Raw genomic sequence first — 26,402 nt, 5'->3', positions numbered from 1 at the left:
TTCCGGCATGGAGTCGACACTTCGGTCCGCCGCGCCGGCCCGGCGGGGACTGCTCGTCGCCCTCGCGTTCGTCCTCGCCGTCAACGTCGTCGGCGCGAGCCCGTCGCTCGTGGCCGGCCCCGGCAGCGCGTGGTTCACCGCCCTCGAAAAGCCGTGGTTCTACCCGCCCCCCGCGACGTTCGGGATCGTCTGGACGCTGCTTTTCACCCTCCAGGGGATCGCCCTCTGGCTCGTCTGGCGGCGCGGGACCTCGAACCGGGCCGTCCGGCTCGCGCTCGCGGCGTTCGGCGTTCAGTTCGCGCTCAACCTCGCCTGGACCCCGGCGTTCTTCGGGTTGCAGAGCCCGCCGCTCGGGCTCGGCGTCATCGCCCTGTTGTTCGTCGCCCTCCTCGGCACCCTCGCCGCGTTCGCCCGCGTCGACCGGCGGGCCGCGGCGCTCCTCGTCCCGTACCTCCTCTGGGTCGGGTTCGCGGCCGTCCTCAACTACGAGCTCTGGCGGTTGAACGCCTGAGCGTCGGCAGATCGCGGCCGGCGGTGCGGAACGACCGGCCGGGTACGGCGCCCTCGATCGGACGAGGTTCCCGCGATCGAATCAGGCTCCCTCGACCGCCGCCTCGACCCGCGAGAGCGCCTCGTCGACGTCGTCGCGATCCACGTCCCAGTGCGTGCAAAATCGGGTGACGTACTCGCCGAACGCGCCGCAGGCGACCCCGCGCTCCCCGCAGGCGGCGACGAACTCCTCCGTCGTGAGCCCCGCGTCCGCCGAATCGGCGACGACGATGTTCGTATCCGGTTCGGGCGCCGAGAGACCGGGGATCTCGTTCAGCCCGGCGGCCAGCGCGCGGGCGTTCTCGTGGTCCTCGGCGAGGCGGTCCGCGTCCTCCAGCGCGAGCAGCCCCGGGGCCGCGACGATCCCGGCCTGCCGCATCCCCCCGCCGAAGAGCTTGCGGACCCGGCGGGCCCGCGCGACGAACTCCTCCGAGCCGGCGAGCACCGAGCCGACCGGCGCTCCGAGCCCCTTCGACAGGCAGAACATCACCGAGTCGACGTTCTCGACCAGGCGCTCGGGGGCCTCGTCGAGGGCGACGGCCGCGTTGAATAGGCGCGCGCCATCGAGGTGAACCGGGACGCCCAGCTCGTGCGCCGCCTCCGCCGCCGCGTCGACGCGCTCCGCGGGAATCGCCACGCCGCCGCGGCTGTTGTGCGTGTTTTCGAGTTCGAGGAGGCCGGTGCCGGGCCGGTGGAGGTCTTCGGCGACGTAGCGTTCGCGCACCTGTTCGGGCGTCGGGACGGCCCGCGGGCCGCAGTCGACCGTGCGGACCTGCAGGCCGGACAGCTGCGCCAGCCCGCCGAGCTCCCACTTCACGACGTGGGCCTCCTCGTCGACGATGATCTCCTGGCCGCGGTCGGTGTGGACCCGCGCGGCGATCTGGTTGCCCATCGTCCCCGTCGGGACGTACAGCGCGGCCTCCTTGCCCACCGTTTCGGCGGCGCGGGCTTCGAGTTCGTTGACGGTCGGGTCCTCGCCGTACACGTCGTCGCCGACGGGCGCGTCCCGGGCGGCCTCCCGCATCGCGTCGTTCGGGCGCGTGACGGTGTCGCTGCGGAGGTCGATCATACGCCGTCGGTTTCGAGCGAGGCGGAATATAACCGCGGGTCCCGGCCACGGACGCGACGAGGCGAGCGGTCGCCGAGACGGCGACCGGGAGGAGTCGGCGACCAACTCCGAAAGCGGTATTCTCCACCCGTAGAAAGGCCGGGTATGGACCCGCGCATCCGCGAACACGCAGCGATCATCGCCGACCACTCCACCGACATCCAGCCCGGCGACAACGTCGTCATCAGCATGCCGGCGGAGGCCGAGGACCTCGCCGTCGCGCTGCACGAACTCGCGGGCGACCGCGGCGCGAACCCCGTCTACCTCTGCAACTCCGACCGCGCCGAGCGGGCGTACCAGCTCGCCGCCGACGAGTTCGAAACGCCGACTCACAAGCTCGCGCTCTACGAGGAGATGGACGTGTACGTCGTCGCCCGCGGCGGGGCGAACGTCACCGAAAAGAGCGACGTGCCCCCGGAGACGAACGCCGCGTTCCGCCGGGCCGACAAGCCACTCCTGCAGGAGCGACTCTCGAAGCGCTGGTGTCTCACGCAGTTCCCGACGTCCGGCCACGCCCAGCTGGCGGGCATGAGCACCGAGGCGTACGAGAACTTCGTCTGGGACGCCGTCAACAAGGACTGGGACGAACAGCGGGAGTTCCAGGCGCAGATGGTCGAGATCGTGAACGGCGCGGACGAGGTCCGCATCGCCAGCGGCGGGGAGACGGACCTCACCATGTCCGTCGCGGGCAACGAGACGATCAACGACTACGGCGAGAACAACCTCCCCGGCGGCGAGGTGTTCACCGCGCCCGTGAGAGACAGCGTGAACGGGACGGTCCACTTCGACCTGCCGCTGTACCGCTACGGCCGCGAGATCGAGGGCGTCCGCCTCCGGTTCGAAGACGGGAAGGTCGTCTCCCACAGCGCGGAGCGCAACGAGGACCTCCTGACCGGCATTCTCGACACCGACGAGGGGGCGCGCTACCTCGGGGAACTCGGCATCGGCATGAACCGCGACATCGACCGCTTCACCTACAACATGCTGTTCGACGAGAAGATGGGCGACACCGTCCACATGGCCGTCGGCAGCGCCTACGCCGAGACGGTCGGCGAGGAGAACGAGATGAACGAGAGCGCGGAGCACGTCGACATGATCGTCGACATGTCGGAGGATTCGGTCATCGAGGTCGACGGCGAAGTAGTCCAGCGCGACGGCACGTTCGTGTTCGAGGACGACTTCGAGTAGGTAACGGACGGCGGGTTTTCGGTCCGGCTTTTGCGAGCAAGCGAACGCGGTGAACGAGTGAGCGAGTGAACGAGCGAGTAAAAGGCGGAACTGGGACGGTCGGCTACCCCTCGAGATCGACCCGCGGGACGAACGGACCGAAGTCGGCCGTCCGCCTGGCGATCGTCGCGATGCGGAACGTGTAGACGAGCAGGACGACGAAGGGGAGGAACACGAGCGTCACCACGGTGCTGACGACGAGCGCGAGCGCGGTCGGATCGTTCACGGCGGCGATGGTCGGCCCGTGGCTCATCACGAACACCCCGCCGCCGAGGGGGGTCGGAAACCCGACGTACAGCAGGCGCTTCGAGAGGTTCGCGGAATCGCTCGTGGACCAGATCGCTCCGGCACACGCTTCCGTCGATGTCCTCGTCCATACGCTCGGTTGCCGATACGGCGACAAAACGGCGGAACGTGTTACTCCGGGGGGGTTAGCGTTCGACGGCGGACGAAGAGGCGACGAACGAGCTGTCGCGGACAGCCAAAAAGTCGCGGTTGAATGTTTTCGCGTCGGTTCGCCGTGCCGTTCTGCGAGCGGGCTAGCGGTACGCGTGACGGCTAACAGATTTACTTCTTGTACTTCTTGCAGGGTTTGTCGCCGTGTGCGAGGTGTGCCTTGTACGCCCGCTCACTGCCGACGAAGATCTTCTTGGCGTTCTCCGGGTTGCCCGGCGGCTTGTGGATCACACAGTACTTCTTTTTCCCGTCCTTGTCGACTTTGTTGTCGCCCTTTCTATCGTCGCCTTTCTCGTCGTAGCTGTCGCCCGCCGTCGCCAGACCGGCACCGCCGAATGTCAATCCGACGACGACGAGGACTGTCAGTAGCATTATTTTGCGGTTCATGTCTTTGTACCTTTCAGTGATCCCTCTCGTCGAGGGGTGAACGCAGTTACCCTGCGCTACGTGGTCGCGTCCGCAACCTCGGGATCGATTCGCGGAACGAACCAACCCACAGGACGTGGACACCGCGACCCTATTTCAAGCGTGAGGTCCGTTAGCACCGTTTGCGTCGCCCTCGGGGCGGCCAATTCGGGAATGACAGAAGGAACGGGGAGATTTTTCCGGATAGCGGCGACACACGGGAATATCTGCCGGTTCCCGCGAGCGTCAATCGAATATCAGTAATCGCCCGTGACCCCCTCAAAACTCCGGGTTTTGGCGAATCGTTTGCAACGTTTCTCCCGAGATCTCGACTGATCGACCCCCGTCCTTCCGGCCTCGAAAATACCACCTATCGCCACTATTCGCGGTTACGCCGTGGTTACCGGCGAACGATTAATTCTCCTCACAGAATGCCGTGTCGATATTGACACGATCCGGGATAGGAGTAATCAGATTCGAGTATAGAGTGATCACAGAAACGCTCTTCGAGAGAAGCCCAGGCGGACGGGTGATAAGGGGGCGAACGTGACGATTCCCCGCCGGGCGTTCGACGGCGCACTCGCTAGTCGTTCGATGCGCCGCGCTTCGCGCGGGACGGAGAAGTTCGGGTTACTCGCCGATGTCGAGTTCGAACTGTTCGTTCTCGACGACGGCGTTGAGCACGACGCTGGTGTTGGATTCGCGGATGTCCGTGTCCGTGAGCAGCGCCTTGATCTGGCGGTTCATGCCGTCGGTGTCCTTGAACTTCCCGATGGCGATCACGTCGTAGTCGCCGGTCACCTCGTAGACGCTTATCATCTGCTTTTCGTTCCTGAGCCGCTCCGTGATGTCCGGCAGCTTGCTCCCTTCGACTTTCAGCTGGATGACCGCCGTCACGTCGTACCCGAGCGCCTCGTAGTTCACGCGCGGGGTGTACCCCTCGATGACGCCCTCGTCTTCGAGGTCGCGGAGGTGGTTCGAGACGGTCGTCACCGACACGTCGAGCTTCTCGCCGAGGCTCCTGAGGCTCGCTCGGCCGTCTCCTAACAGCGCGTTGATGAGCTTCGCATCCAGGTTTTCGTACGTCATTACAGTTGCCCACTCACTGGGGGCATTAGAATTTTACGAATATCCAATTCCTCCGAGTGGGCGGAGCAGTTTGCACTAGTCGATAAAATCTTTATACTGGGTGTATTTGCATAGCGTGGTCAGAAGATGACGGACGAAAACATGGTACCAGACGGCGGGTTGAGCAGCGAAGCGCAGGCGGTCATAGACGAGATCGAAGCGGAGGACGTCGACTTCCTTCGGCTGCAGTTCACCGACATCCTCGGCACGGTGAAGAACGTGGCCGTGCCGGCCACGCAGGCCAAGAAAGCGTTCACGGAGGGGATCTACTTCGACGGCTCCAGCATCGAGGGCTTCGTCCGCATTCAGGAGTCCGACATGCGGCTCAAGCCCGACCCCGAGACGTTCGCCGTCCTGCCGTGGCGCAAACGCGAAGGCGGCGCGTCGGCCCGCCTCATCTGCGACGTGATCGACACCTCGACCGGCGAGCCGTTCGAGGGTGACCCCCGCTACGTGCTCAAGCAGGCGCTCGACCGCGCCGCGGAGATGGGCTACGAGGTCAACGCCGCGCCAGAGCCCGAGTTCTTCCTGTTCGAGGAGGACGAGGAGGGCCGCGCGACCACGAAGACGAACGACGCCGGGGGTTACTTCGACCTCGCGCCCAAGGACCTCGCGTCGGACGTCCGCCGCGACATCATCTACGGGCTCGAGAGCATGGGCTTCGAGATCGAGGCGAGCCACCACGAGGTCGCCGAGGGGCAGCACGAGATCAACTTCGAGTACGACGACGCGCTCTCGACGGCCGACAACGTCGCCACCTTCCGGACGGTCGTCCGCGCCATCGCGGCCGAGCACGACCTCCACGCGACGTTCATGCCCAAGCCCATCGCGCGCATCAACGGGTCCGGCATGCACACGCACCTGTCGCTTTTCACCGAGGGCGGCGAGAACGCCTTCCACGACGAGAGCGACGAGTTCAACCTCTCGGCGACGGCAAAGAGCTTCCTCGCCGGCGTCCTCGAACACGCCCCCGCCATCACGGCCGTCTGCAACCCGACCGTCAACAGCTACAAGCGCCTGGTGCCGGGCTACGAAGCGCCCGTCTACGTCGCCTGGTCCGACCGCAACCGCTCGGCGCTCATCCGCAAGCCGGCCGCCCGCGTCCCGGCCGCCTCGCGCATCGAACTCCGCTCGCCCGACCCGTCCTGCAACCCCTACCTGGCGCTCGCGACGATGATTCACGCCGGCCTCGACGGCATCGAGCAGGGCCTCGAAGCGCCCGCGCCGGTCCGCGAGAACATCTACGAGTTCGACGAAGAAAAGCGCAGGGAGTACGGCATCGACACGCTGCCGTCCAACCTCGGCGAGGCGCTCTCGGCCCTTCAGACGGACGAGACCGTCCAGAGCGCCCTGGGCGAGCACATCTACGAGAAGTTCGTCGAGGCGAAGACGCAGGAGTTCGACGACTACCGCGTCTCCGTCTCCGAGTGGGAACTGGACCGTTACCTCGAGACGTTCTGAGGGACCGTTACCTCGAGACGTTCTGAGCCGATCCGCTTTCGCTTTTTTCGAGCCGCGCCGCGAGCGCCGGCAGCGCGAGCACGCAGGCGACGACGAGCGCGTTCGCGCCCGCCGCCACCGGCACCGGCGGGGCGAGAACGTAGGTCCCGAGCGAGACGCCGCCGGCGAAGGCGAGGCCGACGAGCGCGAGCGGCGCGCCGAGCCGTCCGTCCCGGATCTCGACGGCGCGACACGTCGCCAGTCCGCCGAGCGCGCCGCCGAAGCCGGCGGCCGCCTCCTTCGTCTCCATCGCGTGGCCGCCGGCCGCCGCGATTCCCACGGCAAGCAGACTGAGGGCCGCCGCGACGGCGAAGGCGCGGTCGGGTCGCCGCCGGACGATCGGAACGACGCCCGCGAGGAAGGTCGCACCGACGAGGACGCCGACGACGACGTCGATCGGGTAGTGGACGCCGAGGACGAGCCGGGAGAGCCCAACGAGGACCACGACCGCGCCGGCGGCGAGCCAGCGCCGGTCGCGCGCGCCGCCGCGCAGAAGCGTCGCACAGCCGCCGTAGACGACCGTCGTGCCGACGGCGTGGCCGCTCGGGAAGCCGAAGCCGTCGCCGGTGGCGAGGGAGGCGTAGGCCGGGGCGATCGACGCGGGCAGCCACGTCGGCGGGACGATCCGGCCCGCGCCGGGCGGCCGCGGGGAGGCGAAGAAGCTCTTGAGCCCGACGGTCAGCGCGAGCGCGCCGAGCGCGAGGGCGAGGACGGTCGCGCCCGTCCGTCGGGACACGCCGAGCCGCTCGGGTCCGAACCAGTAGAGCAGCGCAAGTCCGACGAACAGGAACCACGGGTCGCCGAGCTGGGTGACGAGCGCGAAGACGAACACGACGGCGTCCGACAGCTCCGCGAGCGGACCGAGCGCGCCGAACGTCCGGACCGTCGCCGCCGCCGGCGGGAGTGTCGCGGTCGGCATCGTCGTCTCCGCGTTATCGCCGGCGGTCCTTGACGGCGTCGACCGCCTTTCCGGGCACGTCGAGCAGGTTGAGGCCGACCCCGACCATGACGAACAGCACGTACAGCCCGAGCGTCGAGAGGAAGATGACGATCATCGCCCCGATGGCGACGAGGCCGTCCTCGTAGAAGAACGCGCCGAGCGTCATGAGCGTCCCGTAGAGGAGGACGAGATACGGCCCCCAGCCGCGGGCTTTCCCGCGGCGCATGCGCGCGCGGACGTACCGCTTGAGCTCCGACTCCAGTTCCGGCTTCTTCACCGTCCGGGCGTCGACGTCGGACTCGAACGCGTCGAGGTCCGCGCGGAGCTCCTCGACCCGCGCTTCGAGCTGGCTGATGTCCGGCGCGCCCGCCGGTTCGACGTCCCGTTCCCGGTCCGGCGTATCCTCGCTGTCCTCGCTCATCTCCGTCTGACTTTCACGTCTACCCGCGGCCTGTTGTACCTGCCGATCCGCGAGACGGTTACCGAGAACCGCGTTGACGACGGCGCCGACGAGCAGGAGCGTCCCCCCGAAGTAAAACCACGTCAGGAGCAGGAGGATCGCGCCGAGCGCGCCGGCCACGCTGCCGCCCGCGACGTCGGCGTACACCCCGAACAGCCCGGCGAGGACCGCCCAGCCGACCGCCGCGAACAGCGTCCCCGGCACGACCTCGCGGGGCGTGACGTCGACGTCCGGGAAGACGTAGTAGAGGGGGAAGAACGCCACGACGAGCGAGGCGAAGAGCAGCAGGGAACTCACGAGCCCGATGAACGGCAGGTTGACGAACGAGGCGACTGCGCCGACGACGAACACGCCGACGACGCCCGCCCCGATCGAGGTGAGAACGATGACGCCGTCTTTTACCTGGTCGACGATCCCCCCCGTCTCGGAGCCGTACACCCGCGAGAACGCCGTGTCGACCCCGCGAAACAGCTTGAGGGCACCCCAGGTCGTGAGGAGGAAACTGACGACGCCGACGCCGCCCTGCCCCGTCTGGTTCTGCACCGCGCCCGTGATCAGCTCCTGGCCGGTCGGCAGCAGGTACTGGCCGGCCAGCGCTTCGATCTGTTCGCGGAGCCCCTCGCCGCCCACGAACAGCGCGACGACGAACGAGAGCACCAGCAGGGGGATGAGCGAGACGAACGCGTAATACGAGATGCTCGCGGCCAGAAACGTCACTTCGCGGTCCTGCACCTCCCGGACGACGGACTTCGCCGTCCCGACTGGTCCGGGCGAACGGTTGACGGCTGTCGATGACACGCCACTGTGTTCGGCGAACAGCTACAAGTAACCGTTGGCGGGCTGAACTCTCGTGTTTCGCGGGGGGTGGCGGTTTCAGCGCGTGAGAGAGCTCACGACGCTCACCGCGTCGCCTCCCTGATCTCCTCGACCGTCGCGTCCGTCTTGAACGCGGTGCCGTGGTAGTGGGCGCGAGTCGCCTCGTAGCCCGCCTCGCGGAGCTTCCCGAGGAACTCGTCCATCGCCGACGCCGACCGCCCCCACTCCTTGCAGAGCCGGTGCTGGTCGTAGTGGGTGGGCGCGTCGAACTCGGCGGCGATCGCGGCGAGCAGTTTCCGCGCGCGCTTGGCCTCGCCCATGTCGTCCGTGACGCGCTCGCGGACCGCATCGGCGAACGCGCGGTCGGCGGTCGGCCCGAGCCACACGGGGCCGGCGGTCAGCACCCGACCGCCGCCGCACTCGGGGCACTCCTCCGGCGGGTGAGCGATGAGCCCGTACTCGTGACGGCGGGCGAGGCAGTCCTCGCAGTGGTAGAGGTGCCCCAGTTCGTCGATCGCGGCGTCGGCCGCGGTCGCGCGGTGGTCGAGTTCGAGGTACGTCCGGGCGTAGTGGCGGGAGACATGCGAGAGCGCGGGGACGGCGGCGACGTCGCGGCGGGCGGCGGTCCGGACGAGCGCGGAGAGCAGGATCCGGAGCCCCATCTCGGCGTGGTAGTCCGTGTTCCTGGGGACGGCGCTGTACTTGCGGACGCCGCTTTTGAGGTGCGCGCCGCAGAGCGGGGCGGTGTCGGTCGCGGTGACGCAGACGAGGTTGCGGGTCCGGGCGAACGCCGCGTCGGCGAAGGGCATCGGCGTGCCGAAGGGGTCCACGTCGACCACGTCGAACGCCTCCTGGTGCATGAGGACGTTCGCGTCGCGGCGGAGCGTCCGCCCGTCGAGGCCGTTGCGCGCGAGGTTCTCCTCGGCCAGTTCGACCGCCTCGGAGTCGACGTCGGCGCAGGTCACGTCGAACCCCTCAGCCGCGGCGCGGACCCCGCGGATCCCGCTCGCGGCCGTCGCGTCGAGGTAGGTCTCGGCGCGCGGCTCGCGCTCGCGGTAGGCCCGCAGCGCCGCGACCGTCACGTCGCGGTTCAGCTCCTGCGTTGGGTTGAAGAACACCCCGTCGCCGGCGCCCTCGCTCGCGCCGTCGCGGGCCGACGGCACGTCGATCTCGACGCCCCCTTCGCGGATGATCATGCGTGCTGGTGGGAACGGGACGGCGAAAAGTCGCCCGATACGACCCGCTCGCTCGCCGATCGAACGTGTTTTGGTGCTGACGACGCTAGGTCGACCCGACGTGAGCGAGGTGGCCGACTGGCGCGCGACGCTCGCAGACGCCGGGGAGCTGACCGCCCCGGTAGCGGACGCCATCGTCTCCATCCACGGGTCCCGCGGCGTCCGCGCCATCGAGGCCGTCTCCGAGAGGCGGGTGAAGCGGTACCGCGATTTCACCGTCGTCGTCGGCTACGACGACGAGTACGTCGTCGAGGGCGGCGGCTGCACGTGCAAGGACAGCGAGTACAACCTCGATCCGACCGATCCGGAGCAGGCGTGCTGGCACGTCCTCGCGGTCGCCATCGCGGAGCGGGTCGGCGAGGTCGATCACCACGACATGTGGTACTCGGACGTGCGCGAGTTCCTGTGAGCGACTCCGGCGCGAAGTGATTCCGTTCTCCGACCGACTCGGACGCGCGAGCGGTCCGTGCCACCTCGCTCGGCGGGAACTACCGACGAGCGGTCGGCGCGCCGCGAGGGGGAGAGGGATCGAGCGGAAAGCTTTCGCCGTCGGCGCGTGTCCCGACGACCGATGAGCACGATCGACGAAAAGCGGGTTTACAGCGACAAGGGCGGCAAGACCGAGGCGTTCGTCGCGGCCGCCATCGGCGTCATCGTCGTGGAGGTGTCCGACGACCTGATCGGCGGATTCGGCGTCGAGCGCCGCTGCGCCGCCCGCGACGTGGCGGCCGCGGGCGGCGAGGTCGTCGTCGCGACCGACGAGGACGTGCTCGTCTCGGCGGGGGACGGCTTCGAGGGGACGGGATTCGGCCCGGCGGTCGCCGTGGGACACGGCGACGGCGGGGTGCTGGCGGCCGGCGAGGACGGTCGAGTCGCGCGATACGAAGCGGCCGCCGGCGACGGGTCCGACGGCGAGTGGACGGACCTGGGAACCGCTGGGAGCGTCCGGGCCATCGACGGGGGGGTCGTCGCCGCCGCGGACGGCGTCCACCGCGTCGCCGGCGGGGAGCTCCGGCACGCGGGGCTGGACGACGTGCGCGACGTGGCCGGCCGGGGCGTCCCGCTCGCGGCGACCGGCGAGGCGCTGTACGCGCTCGGCAACGGCTGGATGGACGCGCTCCGCGGGGACTTCCGCGCGGTGAGCTCAGACGGCGGCGACCGGGCCCACGCCGTCTCCGCGAGCGGCGTCTACGCCCGGACGGACGGCGAGTGGTCGGAGATCGAGCCGCCCGTCGACGAACCGATCGTCGACGTCGACTACTCCCCCGACGCCACCGTCGCGGTGACGGACGCCGGGACGTTCCTGCTCGACGCGGGCGATGGTTGGCGCTCGCAGGCGCTCGGGCTGGACGGCGTCGGCGGACTGGCCGTCCGGTGACGGGACGGCCGCGGGCGGCGGGCGACGGCTGGCACCGGCACCGCCCGCCAGTCGAACGGTCAAAGTCGATCGGGGAGCGAGCCGAGCGCCAACGAAAACGGGTTTAACGCCGGACATAGTGCCCTCACACATGATACTCCCCGGGTCCTCTTCTCAAGCCCTGGCTGCGACGCTCGCGACCGAGTGCGACGAACCGCTCGCGGTCGCGGAGTACCGGCGGTTTCCGGACGGCGAACTGCTCGTCTCCGCGCCCGCGCTCGCCGGCGAAGGGGAGGGGCGGGAAGCGGACGTCCGACCGGTCGACATCGACGGCGGCCGCGCGGTCGTCGTCGCCTCGACGGTCACGAGCGACGCGCACGTCGAGCTGCTCCAGCTGCAGGACGCCGCGCGCGAGGCGGGCGCGGACGAGGTGGTGACCGTCGTCCCCTACATGGGCTACGCGAGACAGGACAAGGCGTTCAGGCCCGGCCAGCCCGCCTCGGCCCGCGCCGTCGCCCGCGCGATCAGCGCCGAGGCCGACCGGGTCGTGCTCGTGAACCCCCACGAGCCGTCCGTCGCCGACTTCTTCGACGTGCCGTGCGAGGCCGTCGACGCCGCGTCGCGGCTGGCCGAGCCGCTGCCGGACGACCTTGACGAGCCGCTGTTCCTGTCGCCGGACGCGGGGGCGATCTCGATCGCCGAGACCGTCCGCGACGCCTACGGCGACGGCGACACCGACTACTTCGAGAAGGCGCGGGACTACGACACCGGGGAGATCGAGATCAGCCCGAGCGGCGCGCCCGTCGAGGGACGGGACGTGGTCCTCGTCGACGACATCATCGCCACGGGGTCGACGATGAGCGAGTCCATCGGCGTGCTCCGCGACCGCGGCGCGGCGAACGTGTACGTCACCTGCGTCCATCCGCTGCTCGCGAGCAACGCCCGGACGAAGCTCGAACGCGCGGGGATACGGGCCCTCTACGGAACCGACACGATCGAACGCGACGTGAGCGCCGTGAGCGTCGCGCCCGCGATCGCGGCGCACCTCTGATTTTCGGTTTCGATTCGGCGGGATCCGTCGCCCCGCCAGTTTTCGGCCGGTCCGTCGCTTCGTCACTCCGCCGCGCCGGCCGCGAGCGCGCGGATTCGCGGGAGGAGTTCGGTGTACCCCATCAGGTACGGGCCGAAGTACAGCGCGAGCGCACCCATGCCGGCCACCCAGAGGGCGAACGTGACTCTTCCGGAGGTGAACGCTTCGAAGCTGAGCCGTTCGAGGTAGAGACCGACCGTCGTCAGGGTGCCCGTTCCGAGGGCCAGAAGGACGACGGCGACGAGTTCCGAGAGCAGCTCCGCGAGCAGTTCCTGCATGGGGTAGCGGAACGCGCGGGGCGTTGTGAGCTTTTCGCTCGGCCGCGAGCGTAACCGTTTTGCCCCGGAGCGGACGACACGCACGCATGACCGGTCGCTACGGGAATCTCGACTACCCCCGTCTGACGAAAACCGGCTTCGGCCTCGGCGTCGCGCTGTTCGTCGTCGGCGTGCTCGGACAGGTCGTGGGGCACGCGGTGTTGCAGCCGATACCCGCCTGGGAGGAGACGCTGTTTTTCGACCTCGAAGTGCTCGGCATCCTGATCGGGCTGCTCTCGCCGCTCGTCTTCGGCCTCGCGCTTCCGCTCACGGAGTGAGCCGATGCCGACGCACCCGCGCTCGGACGAGCGAAACGTCCTCGAACCCGGCTGCGCCCGCTGTCCCGCCCTGGCCGACTCGCGGACCCGCATCTCGTGGGGGAACGGACCGTCGAACGCGGACGTGATGGTCGTCGGCGAGGCACCCGGCGCGGGGGACCCCGACGCGGAGACGTGGAAGGGCGGCAACCACACCGGGTTCGCGTACACCTCGCGCCACTCCGGGCGGCGGATCCGCGCCCTGTTCGACGACCTGGACTACGGCGACAGGACGTACTACACGAACGCGGTGAAGTGCTTCCCGCGCGGCGACGGCGGGTCGAACCGCGAGCCGACGCGCGCGGAACTCGAAAACTGCCGGACGCACCTCGAAGCCGAGATCGAAGCGGTCGACCCGGCCGTCGTCGTCGCCACCGGCAAGCACGCGACGCGGACGGTGCTCGCCTTCGAGGGACGCGACCTCGACGGCTTCCTCGACGCCGTCCTCGACCCGGTCGACTGCCCCGCGCTCGGCGTGCGCCTCCTCCCGATCCTGCACCCCTCGTACCAGGAGGTGTGGCTGTCCCGGCTCGGCTACGCGCCCGAGGAGTACCGGGAGGCGATCGCGTCGCACCTCCCCTGATCAGGTCGGCGGCGGCCCCGCGCAGGGTCGGTCCGGGAAATCTTCTTACGCCGCGCGGTCGACGGTTCGCCCATGTCCGACGACTGCATCTTCTGTAAGATCGTGGCGGGCGACATCCCCGCGAACGTCGTCCGGGAGACCGACGCGACGCTCGCGTTCCTCGACGTGAACCCCCTCGCGCCGGGGCACACCCTCGTCGTACCGAAGGATCACTACGAGCGCCTGGGCGACATGCCGAGCGACGTGGCGACGGAGGTGTTCCACGAGGTGTACGAACTCGTCCCCCGCGTCGAGAGCGTCGTCGACGCCGACGCGACGACCGTCGGAATAAACGACGGCGAGGCGGCGGGCCAGGAGGTGCCGCACGTGCACGCCCACATCGTCCCCCGGTTCGAGGGTGACGGCGGCGGTCCCATCCACGCCGTCGCGGGCGAGCGGCCGGACCTCTCGGACGACGACCTCACCGACCTCGCGGCGGAGATCTCCGCGACGCACCGCGAGTAGACGGCGACGCGGATCGATCCTCGCCGCCGGTCGCGCCGACCGTCGCCGAGCCGCCGATCGGTCCGACGGCGGCGTCGAGTTCGAACCGGGAGTTTTTAATCCTGACAGGTCACAATCCCGACGCATGGCTGGAACGACGACAGCGCTGGTCGGCGCGACCGGCGGCGCGGGGACGACGCGATCGGCGGTCGAACTGGCGGCGACGCTCGCCCGCGACGGGCGCGACGTGGCGGTGCTGGACGCGGCGTTCGCGACGCAGGGGCTCGCCCACTACGTCGGGGGGCGGATCGATCCGGACGCGACCGCGCTGCTCGCGGACCTCCCCGACGAACCGCTCGCTTCGGGACTGTACCCGCTCGCGCTTCCCGAATCGATCCCGGGTCGAGTCGCCTGCTGTCCGGCGCACGCGCCGTTCGAGCGGCTGGCCCGCGCGAAGGCGGTCGACGCCGCCCGGCGGTTCGAAGAGCGCGTCACCGAGGCCGCCGCGGCGTTCGAGCACGTGCTCGTCGACGTGCCGCCCGTCGCCGCCAACCAGTCGATCGCCGCGGTCGACGCGGCGGACCGCGTCGTGGCTGTCGCGCCGGCAACCGCGCGCGGCACGGACGCCCTCCAGCGGACGCGGGCTCGCCTCCGCGACGTGGGCGCGCCCGCGGACGCCGTGCTCTCGACGTGGGGCGAGTTGGACGCCGCCGACGCGCACCTGCCGGCGAGCGAGGCGAGCGCCGTCGCCGACGCGCCGGTCTGCGTCGATCCGGAGGCGCCGCTCTCGCCGGCGGTCGCCGCGGCGGCGACGGAGCTGTTCGACGTGGAACTGGATCTGGAGTTCGAGGAGCCGGGACTGCTGGAGCGCGCGGAGGCGTACGTCTCGAATCGGCGATAGCGGTTCGCCGGTATCGGGCCGGTACTGTTCAGCTCAGAGGGTTGGAGTCGACAGCGAGACGGAGACCGCCTCGAACGCCCCCGCGCCGGGTATCCGGCCTGCAATCGCGTCTCTCAACGCTGCCTATCGGGCCGGCGGTAGCGCCCGTGGGTCTCCGTCGCCCTCAGCGGAGGTCGGTCGCGTCGCTCATGGTTTCGCGGAGCGCGTCCCGCTTTTCGACGGTCGCGCTCGCCGCCGGAACGCGCCCGGACTCGACCGCCTCGACGAGCGCCGGGACCTGGTCGTGCGTCTCGATGTACGCCGCGAGCGCGAACTCCGCGTCGCTCGCGCCCGTGAGCGCGAGCGCGTCCGTCCGGGAGAGGTCCCCCGACAGCCAGTCGCGCAGGATCCGCCGCGCGTCCGGGGAGAGCGGCGAGACGCCCGCGACGCCGCACCGGTGGAGGACCTTCGCCGCCGTCACCGGCGCGACGTTCGCCTCCCGGGCGCTGTCGCCGACGCTCGTCCCGGCCGCGTGGGTTTCGAGCACCGTCGCCGCCGCCCCGGGATCGCACGGCAGCGACTCGGCGCTGGACGCGAGCCGCTCTCCGAGGTCGGAGCCGGTGCCGTCGACGGTGGGGACGCCGCGGTCGCGCTGCTCCATCGTGACCTCGATCCCCGCGGCGATGTCCGACAGCCCCATAGACGTGAGTTGACACCTCAACATCCTTACCATTACTCTTTCGGAGAGCGATCCGGGGCGGGCGCGCGAAAAGAAGGTACCGGTGACCGGTACCTTCAGCGACGAAAGGGCGGGGTCGTTCCGGCGATTCGTCCTGTCTTTAAATACCCGATCGGGCCGAAGCTCGAAGTGTGATGAGTCAGGCACGTTCGAGCGGCTGTCCGGAGTGCGACGGGCGACTGAGCGCCGACGGCGGAGAGACCGTCTGCACGAACTGCGGGCTGGTCGTCGCGGAGAACCGCATCGATCCCGGCCCGGAGTGACGATCGTTCGCGGACGACGAGCGGAACCGCGAGCGGACCGGCGCACCGCTGACCCGCTCGCGTCACGACCGGGGGTTGTCGACCGAGATCGGCCGATCGACGCGGATCAAGGGGCGAAAGCGCCGGCGGATGACCAGGCTGCGTCGGCAGCACAACCGCGCGCGCATCCCCACGAAACGCGAGCGGAACCAGGTGTACGCGTTCACCGAGATCCGGCGGCTCACCGGGGCGCTGTCGCTCCCCGAGCGGGTTCGTGACCACGCCTGCTCGCTGTTCCGCTCGGCGCAGAAGGAGGACCTGCTCCGCGGGCGGTCGCTGGAGGGGTTCGCGTCCGCGTCAGTGTACGCGGCCTGCCGGGTCGCCTCTGTCTCGCGGACCGTCGACGAGGTGGTCGAGGCCGCCAGGGCGACCGAGGCGGAGCACCGGGCCGCCTACGGCGCGCTCAACCGCGAGCTTGGGCTTCCGACCGGACCGATCGATCCCGCCGAGCACGTCCCGCGGTTCGCCAGCGAACTCGGCCTCGACGCGCCGACGGAGCGGCGGGCGCGCGAACTCGTCGCCGAGGCGCGCGAGGCGGGCATCGCGAACGGGCGGAACCCGAGCGGCGTGGCGGCGGCGTGCCTGTACGCCGCCGCGCGGGAGCTGGATCGGTCGGTGACGCAGCGCGAGGCGGCCGACGTGGCGGGCGTCACGCCGGTCACCCTCCGGAGCACTTACGCCGGCCTGCAAGACTGAACGGCCCGCGAGAGCGCCTCGATTCCCGCCGCCGCCCGGCTCTCCGGGGCCGCGACGACGACCGGCGCGCGGTCCGCGACTGACGCGGCGACGCGGGGATCGGCGGGGACGGTCGTCACCGGCGCGCCCAGCGTCCGTTCGACCGCGTCGACCGGCGGCTCGTCGACGGTCCGGTTCAGGACGACCCCGACGAGGCCGGCGTCGAGTTCCCGCGCGAGCGCCCGCGTCCGGACCGCGTCGGCCAGCGCGAACGGCCGCGGCGACGCCACGACGACGCAGCAGTCCGCGACGGCGAGCGGGACCCCCGCGTCGGCGCGCATGCCGGCCGGACAGTCGACGACCACGTCGCCGCACTCGCGCTCGACCGCGCGCAGGGCGTCCGCGAGGGCGGTCACGTCCGCCGCCCGCGCGCCGGCGAGCGAGCGTCCGCAGGGCAGCAGCCGAACCGGAGAACCGCGGACGGCCTCGACCGGATCCGCGCGGCCGGCGAGCACGTCGTGGAGGTCGGGTCCGCGGCCCCGGGGGAGATCCGCCATGCCGAGGTCCGCGTCGACGACGACGGCCGGGAGCGCCGCGCCGAGGTTGTACGCGACGGTCGACTTGCCCACCCCGCCCTTGCCGCCGGCGACCGCGAGGATCACGCCAGCCTCCGGAGCGCGTCGACCGGCACGTCCGCCGCCTCGGCCCGCTCCGCGAGGCCGGTCGCGCGCGCGGCGACGGATCGGAGCAGGTCGGCGTCCGTCGCAACCCCCGCGGCGAGCCGGTCGATCCCGTCGAGGCCGCCGACCGTCGACTCGGTGTTCATCGCCTCCATCACCGCGGTCGCCTCCGGCACCGAGGCGTCCGTCAGCCGCTCGGCGCGTTCGATCCGCGCCTCCGCGTCGTCGAACCAGGAGGCGACGGGTTCCGGAACGGTCGTCGCGTCCGTCGCGGCTCCCCCGTCCGTGGCGTCCGTCGTTCGTTCCGCGTCCATCGCGTCAGCCGCGTCCTCCGTTTCCTCCGCGTCGTCCGTATCCGTCACGTTGGTCGCGCCCGTCGTCTCCGTCGCGCCCGTCGCGTCCGACGCAACCGCCGAACCCGTCGCGTCCGGCGCGTCGATCGCCGGTCGGGTAGCCGGCCCGGACGCGGAAGCCGGCACCGCGTCGCGCGGGGGCGAGGCGCGGCCGAGCCGGCGGACGGCGTCGGCGGGAGCCGGGGAGGGGGGATCGACCTCGTCGGCGCGTTCGTCGAGCGTCACTTCGACGGGCGGATCGGCCGGGGGCGCTCTGCAGGCGTAGCCCGCGACGACCCGTTCGCCGGCCGGCACGACCGTCTCGTATCCGTCCGCGTCCCATCCCGCCTCGGGGACGCCCTCGGTCCGCGGCGGGAGGGCGGGACCGTCGAGGCGGTTCCGAAGCCGCACCCGGCGGTCCACGGGCGTCGGGTTGCGCAGCCGCACGGAGACGAGCGAGACGCCGGCCGACGAATCGATCGTCCAGTCGAGGTCCATACGTCCGTTGGCCCCGTCTCCGGATTTAAATTCACAGGCGGATGACGGGGACGCCGAGCCGCGCGGACGCCTCCTCGGCGCCGTCGAACCGCGGGACGGAGAGCACGACCGGCGCGTCGAGGTCGGCGACGCGGACGGCCGCGAGGTGCGCGGTGATCGGATCGCCGTCGTACGCGCCCGGACCGTCACCCGGCTCGGCCGCGCCCGGAAGCGAGCGCGCCGCCGCCGCGAACTCGTCGTAAATCGCGGCGGCCAGGTGCGCGCGGGCCGCCCGTTCGAGGTTCGCCTCCCGGTCCTCCAGTTCGAGCCGTCGCTCCCGTCGGCTCCGGGCCTCCCGCGCCCGTCGCTCGGCCCGTTCGAGCGACTGCGCCGCGGCGATGCGCTCGGTCTCGACCTCGGAGAGCCGCTCGATCGCGGCCAGAAGGTCGTCTCGAACCGCGTCCGTCTCCGCGCCCGTCTCGTCGAGCGCCCGCAGCCTACCGCGGAGCTCCGCCACCCGCTCGCGGAGTCGATCCTCCTCCCGTCCGGCGTTCGCGGCACGTCGCCGCTCGTCGGTCAGGTCCGTCTCGGGGACGTGCAGGTCGGCGAGGGCGTCGCGGACCGACCGCAGTTCCGATCGCTGCGGCGCGCGCTGTCCGCGGGAGCGGGCGGCCGCGGCGAGAAGCGCGCGCAGAGACCGAGCGGGCGAGCCAGCGACGTGACCGAGGCGGTCGTGGGCGCTGCTCGAGGTCGGACAATCGACGCGGACGGAACGGTCGTCGGTCGGCCCGTCGGCGTCGGTCGGCCCGTCGGCGTCGGTCGGCCCGTCGGTGCCCGCCGCGCGGATCGCGGCGAGGACCGCCCCGGGGGCGGGATTGAGGTCCCGGAGATCGACCGCGCGGCCGCGGCGGACGACTCCGTCGACGGCGACCCTCACAGCTCGCGGCGGCGAAGCCGCTCCGGGCCGGGGTGGTCGGTCCCCGCCGCGAACTTCGCGTACGGCGTGCTCGGGTGTTCGCGCGCCTCGTACGCGGCCGCGGCCTCCCGAACCCGCTCGGGAACGGTCTCGAACTCGTTCAGCGGCGTCGTCCGCTCGATCTGCACGTCTCCGCCGTGCTTCTCGCGGAGGCGGAGCGCGAGGAACGCGCCGAACTCGGTCCCCTCGAACAGCGCGGCGCGACCGAAGCGTCGGACGACCGTCTCGTCGTGGCTGCGGCAGACGTTCCGGAGCGTCTGTCGCGCCGCCCGCGAATACGTGACCACCAGGAGCACCTGCGCGGGTGAGAAGCGCGCGAACATAAAGGTACCGTCGGTCGCGCCGGGCGAACCGAGCGCACGCTCGGCTACCGGTGACGGACCGAGACGCCGTCCTCGCGCAGGTCGACGACCGCGTCGCACAGCGACGCGACGCTCTCGACCGCCCGCGTGTCGTGCGCGCCCGGATCCATGTGGAAGTGCGCGACGGCGTCGGCGGCGTACAGCCGGCCGGCGAGGATGTGGAGGAACTCGTAGGCGGTCTCGAGTTCGACGTACTGGAGCATGGCCGTCAGCGAGTCGAAGCAGACGACGGTCCGGTTTCCGTTGTGCTCCCACCCGTGGAGGTACTCGTTGATGGCGATTCCCAGCCCCGTGAGGTCGTTCGGGTTCGCCACGGCCTCGATCGGCCCGGGCGCCCCGCGGCGGGCGTCCGCGCGGGTTTCGCCGGCGACCGCGCCGGTCGATCGCACCGTTTCCCCGACGCTGACGACGCCGAGGTTCGCCGGCGGCGCGCCCGCGCGCGCCCGCCACCGGCGGAGCTGCGCGTCGGGAGACCGCGTGTAGGACACCCAGAGCACGTTTTCCTCCGCGGCGTCTCCGGGACGGAGGAGGTCGATACAGACGTCGTTTTCCGCGTCGAAGAGCGACGGCGCGAGAAGCAGCACGCTCGACGCGTCGGCGAGCGCCTCTTCGACGTTCGAGTGGGAGAATTCCACGGTCACACCCCGCACCGCCGCGAGCGGTTGGTTGAACTGACTATGCAGCTATCTGACTAAAGCGTTTACGAAGGCGGCGCGACCGGTCACCGGAGTCGTTCGAGGTCGACGTCGAGCGACTCGGCGTCGAGCAGGTCGCGGAGGCGGCGCTCGGCGTCCGTCGGCGATTCGGCGACGACGACAAGCCCGTCCGCGCGACCTTCGCCGCTCGCCCTGTAGGCCGCGAGGTCGCCGTCCTCGAACTCGGTCGCGTACGTCCGCAGGACGGTCGCCACCCGCCGCTCGGTCGATTCGAGATCCGCCTCGCCGGCCTCGAACGCGCGCAGGGCCTCCTCGACGTTCCGGAGTGCGGAGATGCGGTCCATCTACGTGGTCCTGAGGTGATTCTGCCGGGGCTCGTACACCTCGCCCTTGCGGCGGAGTTTCTCGATCTCCCCTTCCGCCTTCGATCGGTCGAGTCCGATCTCGCCGGCGCGTTCGAGCACCTCGTCGACGGGCGCGCCCTCCTCGTACTCGTCTTCGATCTCGGCGATGAGCTGTTTCAGGTTCTTGATGCGGTCGCGCTGGGTCTTCGACTGCCCGGTCTCGACCACGTCCGCGTCGAACTGGCCGGTCTCGGGGTCGACGCCGATGTCCTGGAGGCAGGACCGGGCGAGGTCGACGGCGCGCTCCGCGTCCTCCTGTTCGACCGTGTCGGAGAGGCGGACGCGGGCGCTCGCCTCCGAGAGGCGCACGAGCGCCTCGAGCTTTCGGGCGGTGACCGGCACGGGGGCGTCCTCGTCGGCCCCTTTCGCCCGGAGGTCGACGTAGAAGTCGCTGATGGTCTGTTTGGCCTCCGGCGTCATCGTCGGGAAGACGTTCCGCTTCGCGTACGCGATGTACTTCCGGAGGAGGTCCGGTTCGATCTCCGGTGCGACCTCCTCGGTGACGGCGTCGACCTCCTCCGCCGTGAAGTTCGACCGCGGCATCCGCGTCCGCTGGGTGTGGAGTTCCCCCGCGTAGTTCGTCCGGAGGATGTGATCCGCGAGGCGGCTGTCGTGGTCGGGGTCGGGCTGGTCGGTGACGGTGAAGATGAGGTCGAACCGGGAGATGAGCGCCGGTTCGAGGTCGATCTGTTCGCCGATCGGCTCGTACTGGTCGAACCGCCCGTACTTGGGGTTGGCCGCGCCGAGGAGCGAACACCGCGATTTGAGCGTCGCGTTGATCCCCGCCTTCGAGACGCTGATCTTCTGCTGTTCGAGCCCCTCGTGCATCGCCGACCGGTCCTCCGGTCGCATCTTGTCCAGTTCGTCCACTGCCGCGATGCCCTTGTCGGCGAGGACGAGCGCGCCCGCTTCGAGGGACCACTGCTGGCCGTCGCCGAAGTCGTCGCGGACGGCGGCGGCGGTGAGGCCGGCGGAGGACGACCCCTTTCCTGAAGTATAAACAGATCTTGGTGCAATGTTCTGGATATATGAGAGCATTTGCGATTTGCCCGTACCGGGGTCCCCGATCAGGAGCATGTGCAGGTCCCCGCGAATCCGGGAGCCGTCGGGGAGGTGCTTCGTGACGCCCGAAAAGAGCTGGAGGATCATCGCGAGCTTCTCCTTGTCGTAGCCGTAGATCGAGGGCGCGACGGAGGCGACCATCTCCTCGTAGATGTCGGGGTGGTTCGAGAGTTCGATGATCTCCCGCTTGTCCTCCTCGGTGATGTCCATGTCCTCGAACTCCTCGTCCTCGATGGTGATCGAGACGCCGTCCATGTAGAGGTCGAAGATCGGCGACTTCTCGTTGCCCTGCTTCATCTGCTCGATGTGGAGGACGCCCGTGACGGTGACGTGGTCGCCCGCGGTGACGCGACCGGTGATGTCGTCCTCGATGTTCACGTCGATGCTCTGGGGCGTCTCCCCGCCGCGGAGGCCCTCGGGGCTCTCCTGGATCCGGAGCTTCTGGGAGTCGATGAACTCGGACTGGTCGAAGTTGACGCGGAACGGGCCCTGGCGCTCGCAGCCCTGACACTCGTGGGGCTCCTGAAAGCTGCCGTCGGCCTGCGGGATGTACGTCATCGTTCCGCAGCGCTGACACTCGAAGGCCGCCTCCGTGATCTTCGGGCGCACGTCGGTCGCCTTGCGGACGATGCCCTGCACGCTCACGAGCTTGCCGACGTGGTTGTCGTGGACCCGAATGCCGCGGATGTCGATGCTGTCGGGGATGTTCCGGAGCCTGACGTGGGCCTGTCCGAGGCTCACGTCCGCGGGCAGGTCGTAGAGTCGGAGCGCCTCTTCGGCGTACTCCCGGAGCTGGTCGGGCTGGCTGAGGTAGTCCTCGGCGAGATCAGGGTCGAACGTGTAGAGATCGTCGTAGTCGACGTACAGAGACCGCTGTTCGTTCGGATACTTCTGCGCGAGCTGACCGATGGCGTCCCGGTAGTAGTTGCGGTAGAACTGGATGAACCGCTCGGTCAGCTCCTGGTTCTGCGCCTGAGCCATTGAACCCATCTTAGCACCTCATAGTGTAAGAAGTGTCGCCTCGTCCCGGAAGTGATCGGCCGGTCGACGGCCGCGGAGACGCGGCCGGGGGGCGGAGAGATCGGCGCGCCGCGGCGGGAGGGACGAAGAGCGAAGGGGGAAAAAGCGTTCGAGCGGCGTACCGTCTCGGAGACCGTCTACTAGGGGAACAAAGAGATACCGTCCCGTCTATACGCGGCCGCACTGTACCGCATAGAATCTTTATTTCACTGCGAGTACGACAGTTCGCCGGGAGGGGAGACGCCGTCCGAACGGCGCCGAGTGATGCCACGCCCGAACCCGCCGACGAGAGATGATACTGGCCAGATTCACCACCGACGCGCCGCTGTTCGGCGACGCGCTCCGACGGAACCCGGGGACGAGCGTCGAGCTCGACGCCACGTTCGTCACGGCGGCCGACAGTCTGCGGGTGCTCTTCTGGGCGGCCGGCGACGACCTCGCCGCCTTCCAGACCGCGCTGGAGGCGGAACCGGCGTTCGACGGCGTCAGAGTCGTGACCGACGACGGCACGACTCGGCTCTACGGTGCGGACGGTACCGCGGAGAGCGTCGCGCGGTCCGCGTACGACAAGCTCGTCGACATCGACGCGAAGCTCCTGCGCGCGGTGGGTACGTCGCAGGGCTGGGACGTCGACGTGCGCGTGCCGGGACGCGACGGGCTCCGGGAACTCTGGGAGTGGTTCGCCGAGCGGCGGATCTCGTTCCAGATCCGGAGCATCGGTTCGGCGAGCCGGACCAAGCCCGACCTCTCGCACGCCCTCACGCCGGCGCAGCGCGAGGCGCTCGTGCTCGCGTACGACCGGGGCTACTACAGCATCCCGCGCGAGGCCGGGTTGGCCCACCTGGCGGCGGAGCTGGACATCTCCGAGCAGGCGCTGTCCGAGCGCCTCCGCCGGGGATACGCGAGGCTCGTGGGCAACTTCCTCGACGCGGAGCCGGAGTGACGGACGCGCCGCTCGGGTGGCGGTCGATCGAACCGACGGGACGGACGCGACGGGCGAACGCGTCGGACCAGCGGCTGTGCGGGTCTGCCGCGACGAAAAGTGCGGATGGGTCGGGTTCGTGGGTCAGCGCGAACCGGGCCCGGGGTCGGTCGCTACGCTTCGACGGTCTCGAACTCGTCGATGTACCGCTGTTCCCACTCCTCGCGCGCCCGGAGTTCGCGGCGGCCGCGCGCGGTCAGGGTGTAGTAGTTCGTTCGCCGGTCGCGCTCGCCCTTCTCGACGAGCCCCTTGTCGACGAGGGTGTCGAGGTTCGGGTACAGCCGCCCGTGGTGAATTTCGGTCTCGTAGTAGCCTTCGAGTTCGTCCTTGATCGCGAGCCCGTGGGGTTCGTCCAGCCCGGCAATCACGTACAGCAGGTCACGTTGGAATCCAGTCAGGTCGTACATCTCGATTCTTATCTTTTCCTTTCAGTAAAATATATTTTTCGTTCGGGCTTACTACAACAGAGAGCTGAGAAGCAAAGCGTGGGCCCCGCTCGCGTCGTCGGTTCCGATCGTTTCGACTGGGTGTCGTGTGCGACGGTCCGACGTTCTCGTATCGGACGACCTCTGTCGTTTCGTGCGACGGACAAGGATATTATAGTTTCGGCGGAGAACGAGGGCGGGGGCGCGCCGCGAAACGCGGCGGGACCGCCCGGATTCGAACCGGAGCAAGACGTGCTCGCTGCGCGGCGCTCGCCGAGACGTCCGCCGAGAATGGGACCGCCGACGACTCGCTTCACTCGCCGTCGTGTTCCCACGTTTGCTCCGCAAAAGATGGGACCGCCCGGATTCGAACCGGGGTCACGAGCACCCAAGGCTCGAAGTATACCAGGCTAACCCACGGTCCCGCACTACCCGATTGCGCGCATCGACTGTAAAGCGTTTCGCTCGATGCCTCGAACGAGCGTCGGACTATCTCCGCGGCGCAGAGCCTCTAAACCCCCCAGATCGCCGCGATACCGGCGGTCGTCACGGCCGCGAACAGCAGTTGCAGCGGCGCGCCGACGCGGACGTAGTCGCTGAACCGGTACCCGCCGGGCCCGTAGACGAACAGGTTCGTCTGGTAGCCGACGGGCGTCATGAACGCCGTGCTCGCCGCGAACGTGACCGCGACGACGAACGAGAAGGGGCTCGCGCCGAGCGCGTTCGCCGCCTCGACAGCGACCGGCACCATCAGCACCACGCTCGCGTTGTTGCTGATGACGTTCGTCAACAGCGCGGTGAGGAGGTAAAACACCGCGAGCACCCCCAGAAGCGGGAGGAGGTCGGCGCTCGCCACGACGAGTCCGGCGAGGAGCGTCGCCGCGCCGCTCTGCTCCATGGCGATGCCGAGCGGGATGACGCCGGCGAGGAGGAAGATCACGTCCCACTGGACCGAGTCGTACACCTCCGTCGGCTTGAGACAGCCCGTGAGAACCATCGCCAGCGCCCCGGCGAGCGCCGAAACGACGATGGGGACGACGTCGAGCGCCGCGGCGGCGACGACCAGCGCGACGATGCCGACGGCGACCGGGATCTTCGACTCGCGGAAGTCGCGCCGCTCGATCTCCTGGGCGACGATGAAGTCTCGGTTCGTGTCGAGGCGCTCGACGCTGTCGGCGGTCGCCTGCACCAGGAGCGTGTCGCCGACGCGGAGCGGGACGTTGTCCATCCGGCGGTGGATGAGTTCGCCGCCGCGGCGGAGCGCGAGGACGGTCGCGTCGTACCGCTGGCGGAAGCTCGCGGAGGCGAGCGACTCGCCCGCGAGCGACGATCCGGGGCCGATGACGACCTCGACGAGGTTCTGCCCCCTGTCGGCGGCCTCCAGTTCCCGCTCGTCGACCGTCACCGGGACCAGGTCGAGCCCCTCGGCGTCGATGAGTTCGAAGAGGGCGTCGCGGTCGGTCCTGACCGCGAACACGTCGCCGACCTGGATCTGTTTCGGGCCGAGCGGTTCGAGGAACACCTCGTCGCCGCGGATGAGCTGGAGCAGGTCCACGTCGAACGCCGTCTCCGCGAGGGCGTCCTCGACCCGCCTGCCGACGAGCGGGGAGTCCTCGCGGACGACGACCTCCGTCAGGTACTCGGCCATCTGGAACTCCTCGGTCAGATCGGTCCGGGGTTTGATCCGCTCGGGCGTGAGGTACCGACCGAGCGTAAGGAGGTAGGCCGCGCCGACGACCGTGACGGCGGCCCCGAGTGCGGTGAACTCGAACATGCCGAACGGCGGTCCGCCGGTGATCCGGGCGTACAGATCGCTCGCCAGGATGTTGGTCGAGGTGCCGATGAGCGTCAACATCCCGCCGAACATCGACGCGTACGACAGCGGCAGGAGGAGCTTCGACGGCGAGGTCCGCCCCCGCTCCGCGAGATCCGTCACCATCGGCAGGAGGATGGCGACCGCCGCGGTGTTGTTGATGAACCCCGAGATCGGCGCGACGACGCCGATCGTCGCCCCGAGCTGTCGGGTCTCGTCCTCGCGGGTCAGCGCGGCGATCTTCGACCCGAGGATCTGGATGACGCCGGTCCGCTGGACGCCCTCGCTGAGGATGAACATCGCCAGCACCGTGATCGTCGCGGCGTTGGCGAAGCCCGAGATCCCCTGCTCGTAGGTGAGCAGCTCGATCGGCTCGCCGAGCAGGCCGACGGCGACCAGCGCCTCGGACGCCGGCGCGATCAAAAGCAGCGTCACCATCACCCCGATGGCGGTGATGTCGACCGGCACCGGCTCCGTGACGAAGAGAACGAGCGCGAGGAGGACGACGGCGAAGACGGCGACGATTCCCGGCGTGATCGTGACCACGCGGGAGCCGACGGAGGCGCGCGGCAAAAGAATACAGGATTCCGGGACGTTCGATCCGTTCGAACCGAAGATCGGCACAAAATACATGTCGGCCGCGAAA

General features: G+C 69.8%; 29 protein-coding genes, 1 tRNA gene and 1 pseudogene. 12 read left to right on the top strand and 19 right to left on the bottom strand.

Features of this window, described 5'->3' with window-relative positions:
* The first annotated feature begins 7 nt into the window (after positions 1 to 7).
* A complete protein-coding gene (locus CNO20_RS05965; RefSeq protein WP_101295225.1) occupies positions 8 to 511 on the top strand; it encodes a TspO/MBR family protein in 504 nt (167 codons plus the stop codon).
* An 81-nt stretch (positions 512 to 592) separates the two neighbouring features.
* Here CNO20_RS05965 and CNO20_RS05960 read toward each other — a convergent pair whose 3' ends face one another.
* Entirely contained in the window at positions 593 to 1,618 is a 1,026-nt protein-coding gene (locus CNO20_RS05960) for a threonine aldolase family protein (protein WP_101295224.1), read from the bottom strand.
* Positions 1,619 to 1,762: 144 nt separating this feature from the next.
* On the opposite strand from CNO20_RS05960, the gene CNO20_RS05955 reads away from it, so the two are divergent.
* A complete protein-coding gene (locus CNO20_RS05955) occupies positions 1,763 to 2,845 on the top strand; it encodes an aminopeptidase (RefSeq protein ID WP_101295223.1) in 1,083 nt (360 codons plus the stop codon).
* A 103-nt stretch (positions 2,846 to 2,948) separates the two neighbouring features.
* Here the strand turns inward: CNO20_RS05955 and CNO20_RS05950 are convergent, their stop codons facing one another.
* From CNO20_RS05950 to lrp, 3 genes are all read right to left on the bottom strand, one after another.
* A complete protein-coding gene (locus CNO20_RS05950) occupies positions 2,949 to 3,137 on the bottom strand; it encodes a DUF7972 family membrane protein (protein ID WP_199174747.1) in 189 nt (62 codons plus the stop codon).
* A 314-nt stretch (positions 3,138 to 3,451) separates the two neighbouring features.
* Positions 3,452 to 3,712, bottom strand: coding sequence for a hypothetical protein (locus CNO20_RS05945; protein ID WP_101295222.1), 261 nt, complete (start codon positions 3,710 to 3,712; stop codon positions 3,452 to 3,454).
* Between the two features lie 663 nt (positions 3,713 to 4,375).
* Positions 4,376 to 4,834 (bottom strand): HTH-type transcriptional regulator Lrp, encoded by a 459-nt coding sequence (lrp, locus tag CNO20_RS05940; protein ID WP_101295221.1) that lies wholly within the window; start codon positions 4,832 to 4,834, stop codon positions 4,376 to 4,378.
* A 126-nt stretch (positions 4,835 to 4,960) separates the two neighbouring features.
* On the opposite strand from lrp, the gene glnA reads away from it, so the two are divergent.
* Positions 4,961 to 6,334: a type I glutamate--ammonia ligase gene (gene glnA, locus CNO20_RS05935; protein WP_101295220.1), complete on the top strand. Its 1,374-nt coding sequence runs from the start codon at positions 4,961 to 4,963 to the stop codon at positions 6,332 to 6,334.
* Positions 6,335 to 6,341: 7 nt separating this feature from the next.
* Here glnA and CNO20_RS05930 read toward each other — a convergent pair whose 3' ends face one another.
* From CNO20_RS05930 to CNO20_RS05920, 3 genes are all read right to left on the bottom strand, one after another.
* On the bottom strand, positions 6,342 to 7,292 hold the full coding sequence (locus tag CNO20_RS05930) for a phosphatase PAP2 family protein (RefSeq protein ID WP_101295219.1): 951 nt from the start codon (positions 7,290 to 7,292) through the stop codon (positions 6,342 to 6,344).
* Between the two features lie 13 nt (positions 7,293 to 7,305).
* Positions 7,306 to 8,571, bottom strand: coding sequence for a YihY/virulence factor BrkB family protein (locus CNO20_RS05925; RefSeq protein ID WP_101295218.1), 1,266 nt, complete (start codon positions 8,569 to 8,571; stop codon positions 7,306 to 7,308).
* A gap of 101 nt (positions 8,572 to 8,672) precedes the next feature.
* Positions 8,673 to 9,785 carry a tRNA (guanine(26)-N(2))-dimethyltransferase gene (locus CNO20_RS05920; protein ID WP_101295217.1) on the bottom strand — a complete coding sequence of 371 codons (1,113 nt, stop codon included), beginning with the start codon at positions 9,783 to 9,785 and terminating at the stop codon, positions 8,673 to 8,675.
* A 73-nt stretch (positions 9,786 to 9,858) separates the two neighbouring features.
* Between CNO20_RS05920 and CNO20_RS05915 the strand changes: the two genes are divergently transcribed.
* The 3 genes from CNO20_RS05915 (at position 9,859) to prs (ending at position 12,232) form a co-directional block, all read left to right on the top strand.
* Positions 9,859 to 10,233, top strand: coding sequence for a metal-binding protein (locus tag CNO20_RS05915; RefSeq protein WP_233203938.1), 375 nt, complete (start codon positions 9,859 to 9,861; stop codon positions 10,231 to 10,233).
* Positions 10,234 to 10,395: 162 nt separating this feature from the next.
* Positions 10,396 to 11,202, top strand: a complete 807-nt coding sequence (locus tag CNO20_RS05910) for an HVO_0234 family beta-propeller protein (RefSeq protein ID WP_101295215.1) — start codon at positions 10,396 to 10,398, stop codon at positions 11,200 to 11,202.
* A gap of 130 nt (positions 11,203 to 11,332) precedes the next feature.
* The gene (prs, locus tag CNO20_RS05905) at positions 11,333 to 12,232 is read left to right on the top strand and encodes a ribose-phosphate diphosphokinase (RefSeq protein ID WP_101295214.1); all 900 of its coding nucleotides are present in this window, start codon (positions 11,333 to 11,335) and stop codon (positions 12,230 to 12,232) included.
* A 62-nt stretch (positions 12,233 to 12,294) separates the two neighbouring features.
* Here prs and CNO20_RS05900 read toward each other — a convergent pair whose 3' ends face one another.
* The gene (locus CNO20_RS05900; RefSeq protein WP_101295213.1) at positions 12,295 to 12,549 is read right to left on the bottom strand and encodes a DUF8151 family protein; all 255 of its coding nucleotides are present in this window, start codon (positions 12,547 to 12,549) and stop codon (positions 12,295 to 12,297) included.
* 86 nt (positions 12,550 to 12,635) lie between these two features.
* On the opposite strand from CNO20_RS05900, the gene CNO20_RS05895 reads away from it, so the two are divergent.
* From CNO20_RS05895 to CNO20_RS05880, 4 genes are all read left to right on the top strand, one after another.
* Positions 12,636 to 12,866 carry a DUF7860 family protein gene (locus CNO20_RS05895; RefSeq protein WP_101295212.1) on the top strand — a complete coding sequence of 77 codons (231 nt, stop codon included), beginning with the start codon at positions 12,636 to 12,638 and terminating at the stop codon, positions 12,864 to 12,866.
* A gap of 4 nt (positions 12,867 to 12,870) precedes the next feature.
* On the top strand, positions 12,871 to 13,488 hold the full coding sequence (locus CNO20_RS05890; RefSeq protein ID WP_101295211.1) for a uracil-DNA glycosylase: 618 nt from the start codon (positions 12,871 to 12,873) through the stop codon (positions 13,486 to 13,488).
* Positions 13,489 to 13,560: 72 nt separating this feature from the next.
* Entirely contained in the window at positions 13,561 to 13,992 is a 432-nt protein-coding gene (locus CNO20_RS05885; RefSeq protein ID WP_101295210.1) for an HIT family protein, read from the top strand.
* Between the two features lie 124 nt (positions 13,993 to 14,116).
* Positions 14,117 to 14,872, top strand: coding sequence for a P-loop NTPase family protein (locus CNO20_RS05880; protein ID WP_101295209.1), 756 nt, complete (start codon positions 14,117 to 14,119; stop codon positions 14,870 to 14,872).
* A gap of 163 nt (positions 14,873 to 15,035) precedes the next feature.
* Here the strand turns inward: CNO20_RS05880 and CNO20_RS05875 are convergent, their stop codons facing one another.
* Entirely contained in the window at positions 15,036 to 15,551 is a 516-nt protein-coding gene (locus tag CNO20_RS05875; RefSeq protein WP_101295208.1) for a DUF7858 family protein, read from the bottom strand.
* A 173-nt stretch (positions 15,552 to 15,724) separates the two neighbouring features.
* Here CNO20_RS05875 and CNO20_RS05870 point away from each other — a divergent pair.
* Positions 15,725 to 16,588 (top strand): annotated as a pseudogene (locus tag CNO20_RS05870) (transcription initiation factor IIB).
* On the opposite strand, the gene CNO20_RS05865 reads toward CNO20_RS05870, so the two are convergent.
* From CNO20_RS05865 to CNO20_RS05835, 7 genes are all read right to left on the bottom strand, one after another.
* The gene (locus CNO20_RS05865) at positions 16,567 to 17,229 is read right to left on the bottom strand and encodes a MinD/ParA family ATP-binding protein (RefSeq protein WP_101295207.1); all 663 of its coding nucleotides are present in this window, start codon (positions 17,227 to 17,229) and stop codon (positions 16,567 to 16,569) included. The pseudogene CNO20_RS05870 and the gene CNO20_RS05865 overlap by 22 nt on opposite strands.
* Positions 17,226 to 18,077 carry a DUF7857 domain-containing protein gene (locus CNO20_RS05860; protein ID WP_101295206.1) on the bottom strand — a complete coding sequence of 284 codons (852 nt, stop codon included), beginning with the start codon at positions 18,075 to 18,077 and terminating at the stop codon, positions 17,226 to 17,228. The genes CNO20_RS05865 and CNO20_RS05860 overlap by 4 nt, the downstream gene beginning before the upstream one ends.
* A gap of 31 nt (positions 18,078 to 18,108) precedes the next feature.
* A complete protein-coding gene (locus tag CNO20_RS05855; protein WP_101295205.1) occupies positions 18,109 to 18,993 on the bottom strand; it encodes a DUF7856 family protein in 885 nt (294 codons plus the stop codon).
* Positions 18,990 to 19,328, bottom strand: a complete 339-nt coding sequence (locus CNO20_RS05850) for a DUF7855 family protein (protein ID WP_101295737.1) — start codon at positions 19,326 to 19,328, stop codon at positions 18,990 to 18,992. The genes CNO20_RS05855 and CNO20_RS05850 overlap by 4 nt, the downstream gene beginning before the upstream one ends.
* A gap of 71 nt (positions 19,329 to 19,399) precedes the next feature.
* Positions 19,400 to 20,029, bottom strand: a complete 630-nt coding sequence (locus CNO20_RS05845) for a DUF7504 family protein (protein ID WP_199174746.1) — start codon at positions 20,027 to 20,029, stop codon at positions 19,400 to 19,402.
* Between the two features lie 86 nt (positions 20,030 to 20,115).
* Positions 20,116 to 20,394 (bottom strand): DUF7854 family protein, encoded by a 279-nt coding sequence (locus CNO20_RS05840; RefSeq protein WP_101295204.1) that lies wholly within the window; start codon positions 20,392 to 20,394, stop codon positions 20,116 to 20,118.
* Entirely contained in the window at positions 20,395 to 22,497 is a 2,103-nt protein-coding gene (locus tag CNO20_RS05835; protein WP_101295203.1) for a minichromosome maintenance protein MCM, read from the bottom strand.
* 331 nt (positions 22,498 to 22,828) lie between these two features.
* Here CNO20_RS05835 and CNO20_RS05830 point away from each other — a divergent pair, with 331 nt between their 5' ends.
* Complete coding sequence (locus CNO20_RS05830; RefSeq protein WP_101295202.1) at positions 22,829 to 23,479, top strand: helix-turn-helix domain-containing protein; 651 nt, start codon at positions 22,829 to 22,831, stop codon at positions 23,477 to 23,479.
* Between the two features lie 152 nt (positions 23,480 to 23,631).
* On the opposite strand, the gene CNO20_RS05825 is transcribed toward CNO20_RS05830, so the two are convergent.
* From CNO20_RS05825 to CNO20_RS05815, 3 genes are all read right to left on the bottom strand, one after another.
* Entirely contained in the window at positions 23,632 to 23,925 is a 294-nt protein-coding gene (locus CNO20_RS05825) for a PadR family transcriptional regulator (RefSeq protein ID WP_101295201.1), read from the bottom strand.
* A 370-nt stretch (positions 23,926 to 24,295) separates the two neighbouring features.
* Positions 24,296 to 24,368, bottom strand: a tRNA-Pro gene (locus tag CNO20_RS05820).
* A gap of 86 nt (positions 24,369 to 24,454) precedes the next feature.
* Complete coding sequence (locus CNO20_RS05815) at positions 24,455 to 26,302, bottom strand: SLC13 family permease (RefSeq protein ID WP_101295200.1); 1,848 nt, start codon at positions 26,300 to 26,302, stop codon at positions 24,455 to 24,457.
* Between the last annotated feature and the right edge of the window lie 100 nt (positions 26,303 to 26,402).

The organism is Halegenticoccus soli (assembly GCF_002844195.1).
GTDB lineage: Archaea > Halobacteriota > Halobacteria > Halobacteriales > Haloferacaceae > Halegenticoccus > Halegenticoccus soli.
The sequence above is the reverse complement of the archived record's forward strand: the minus strand, read 5'-3'. Positions and strand labels throughout refer to the sequence as shown.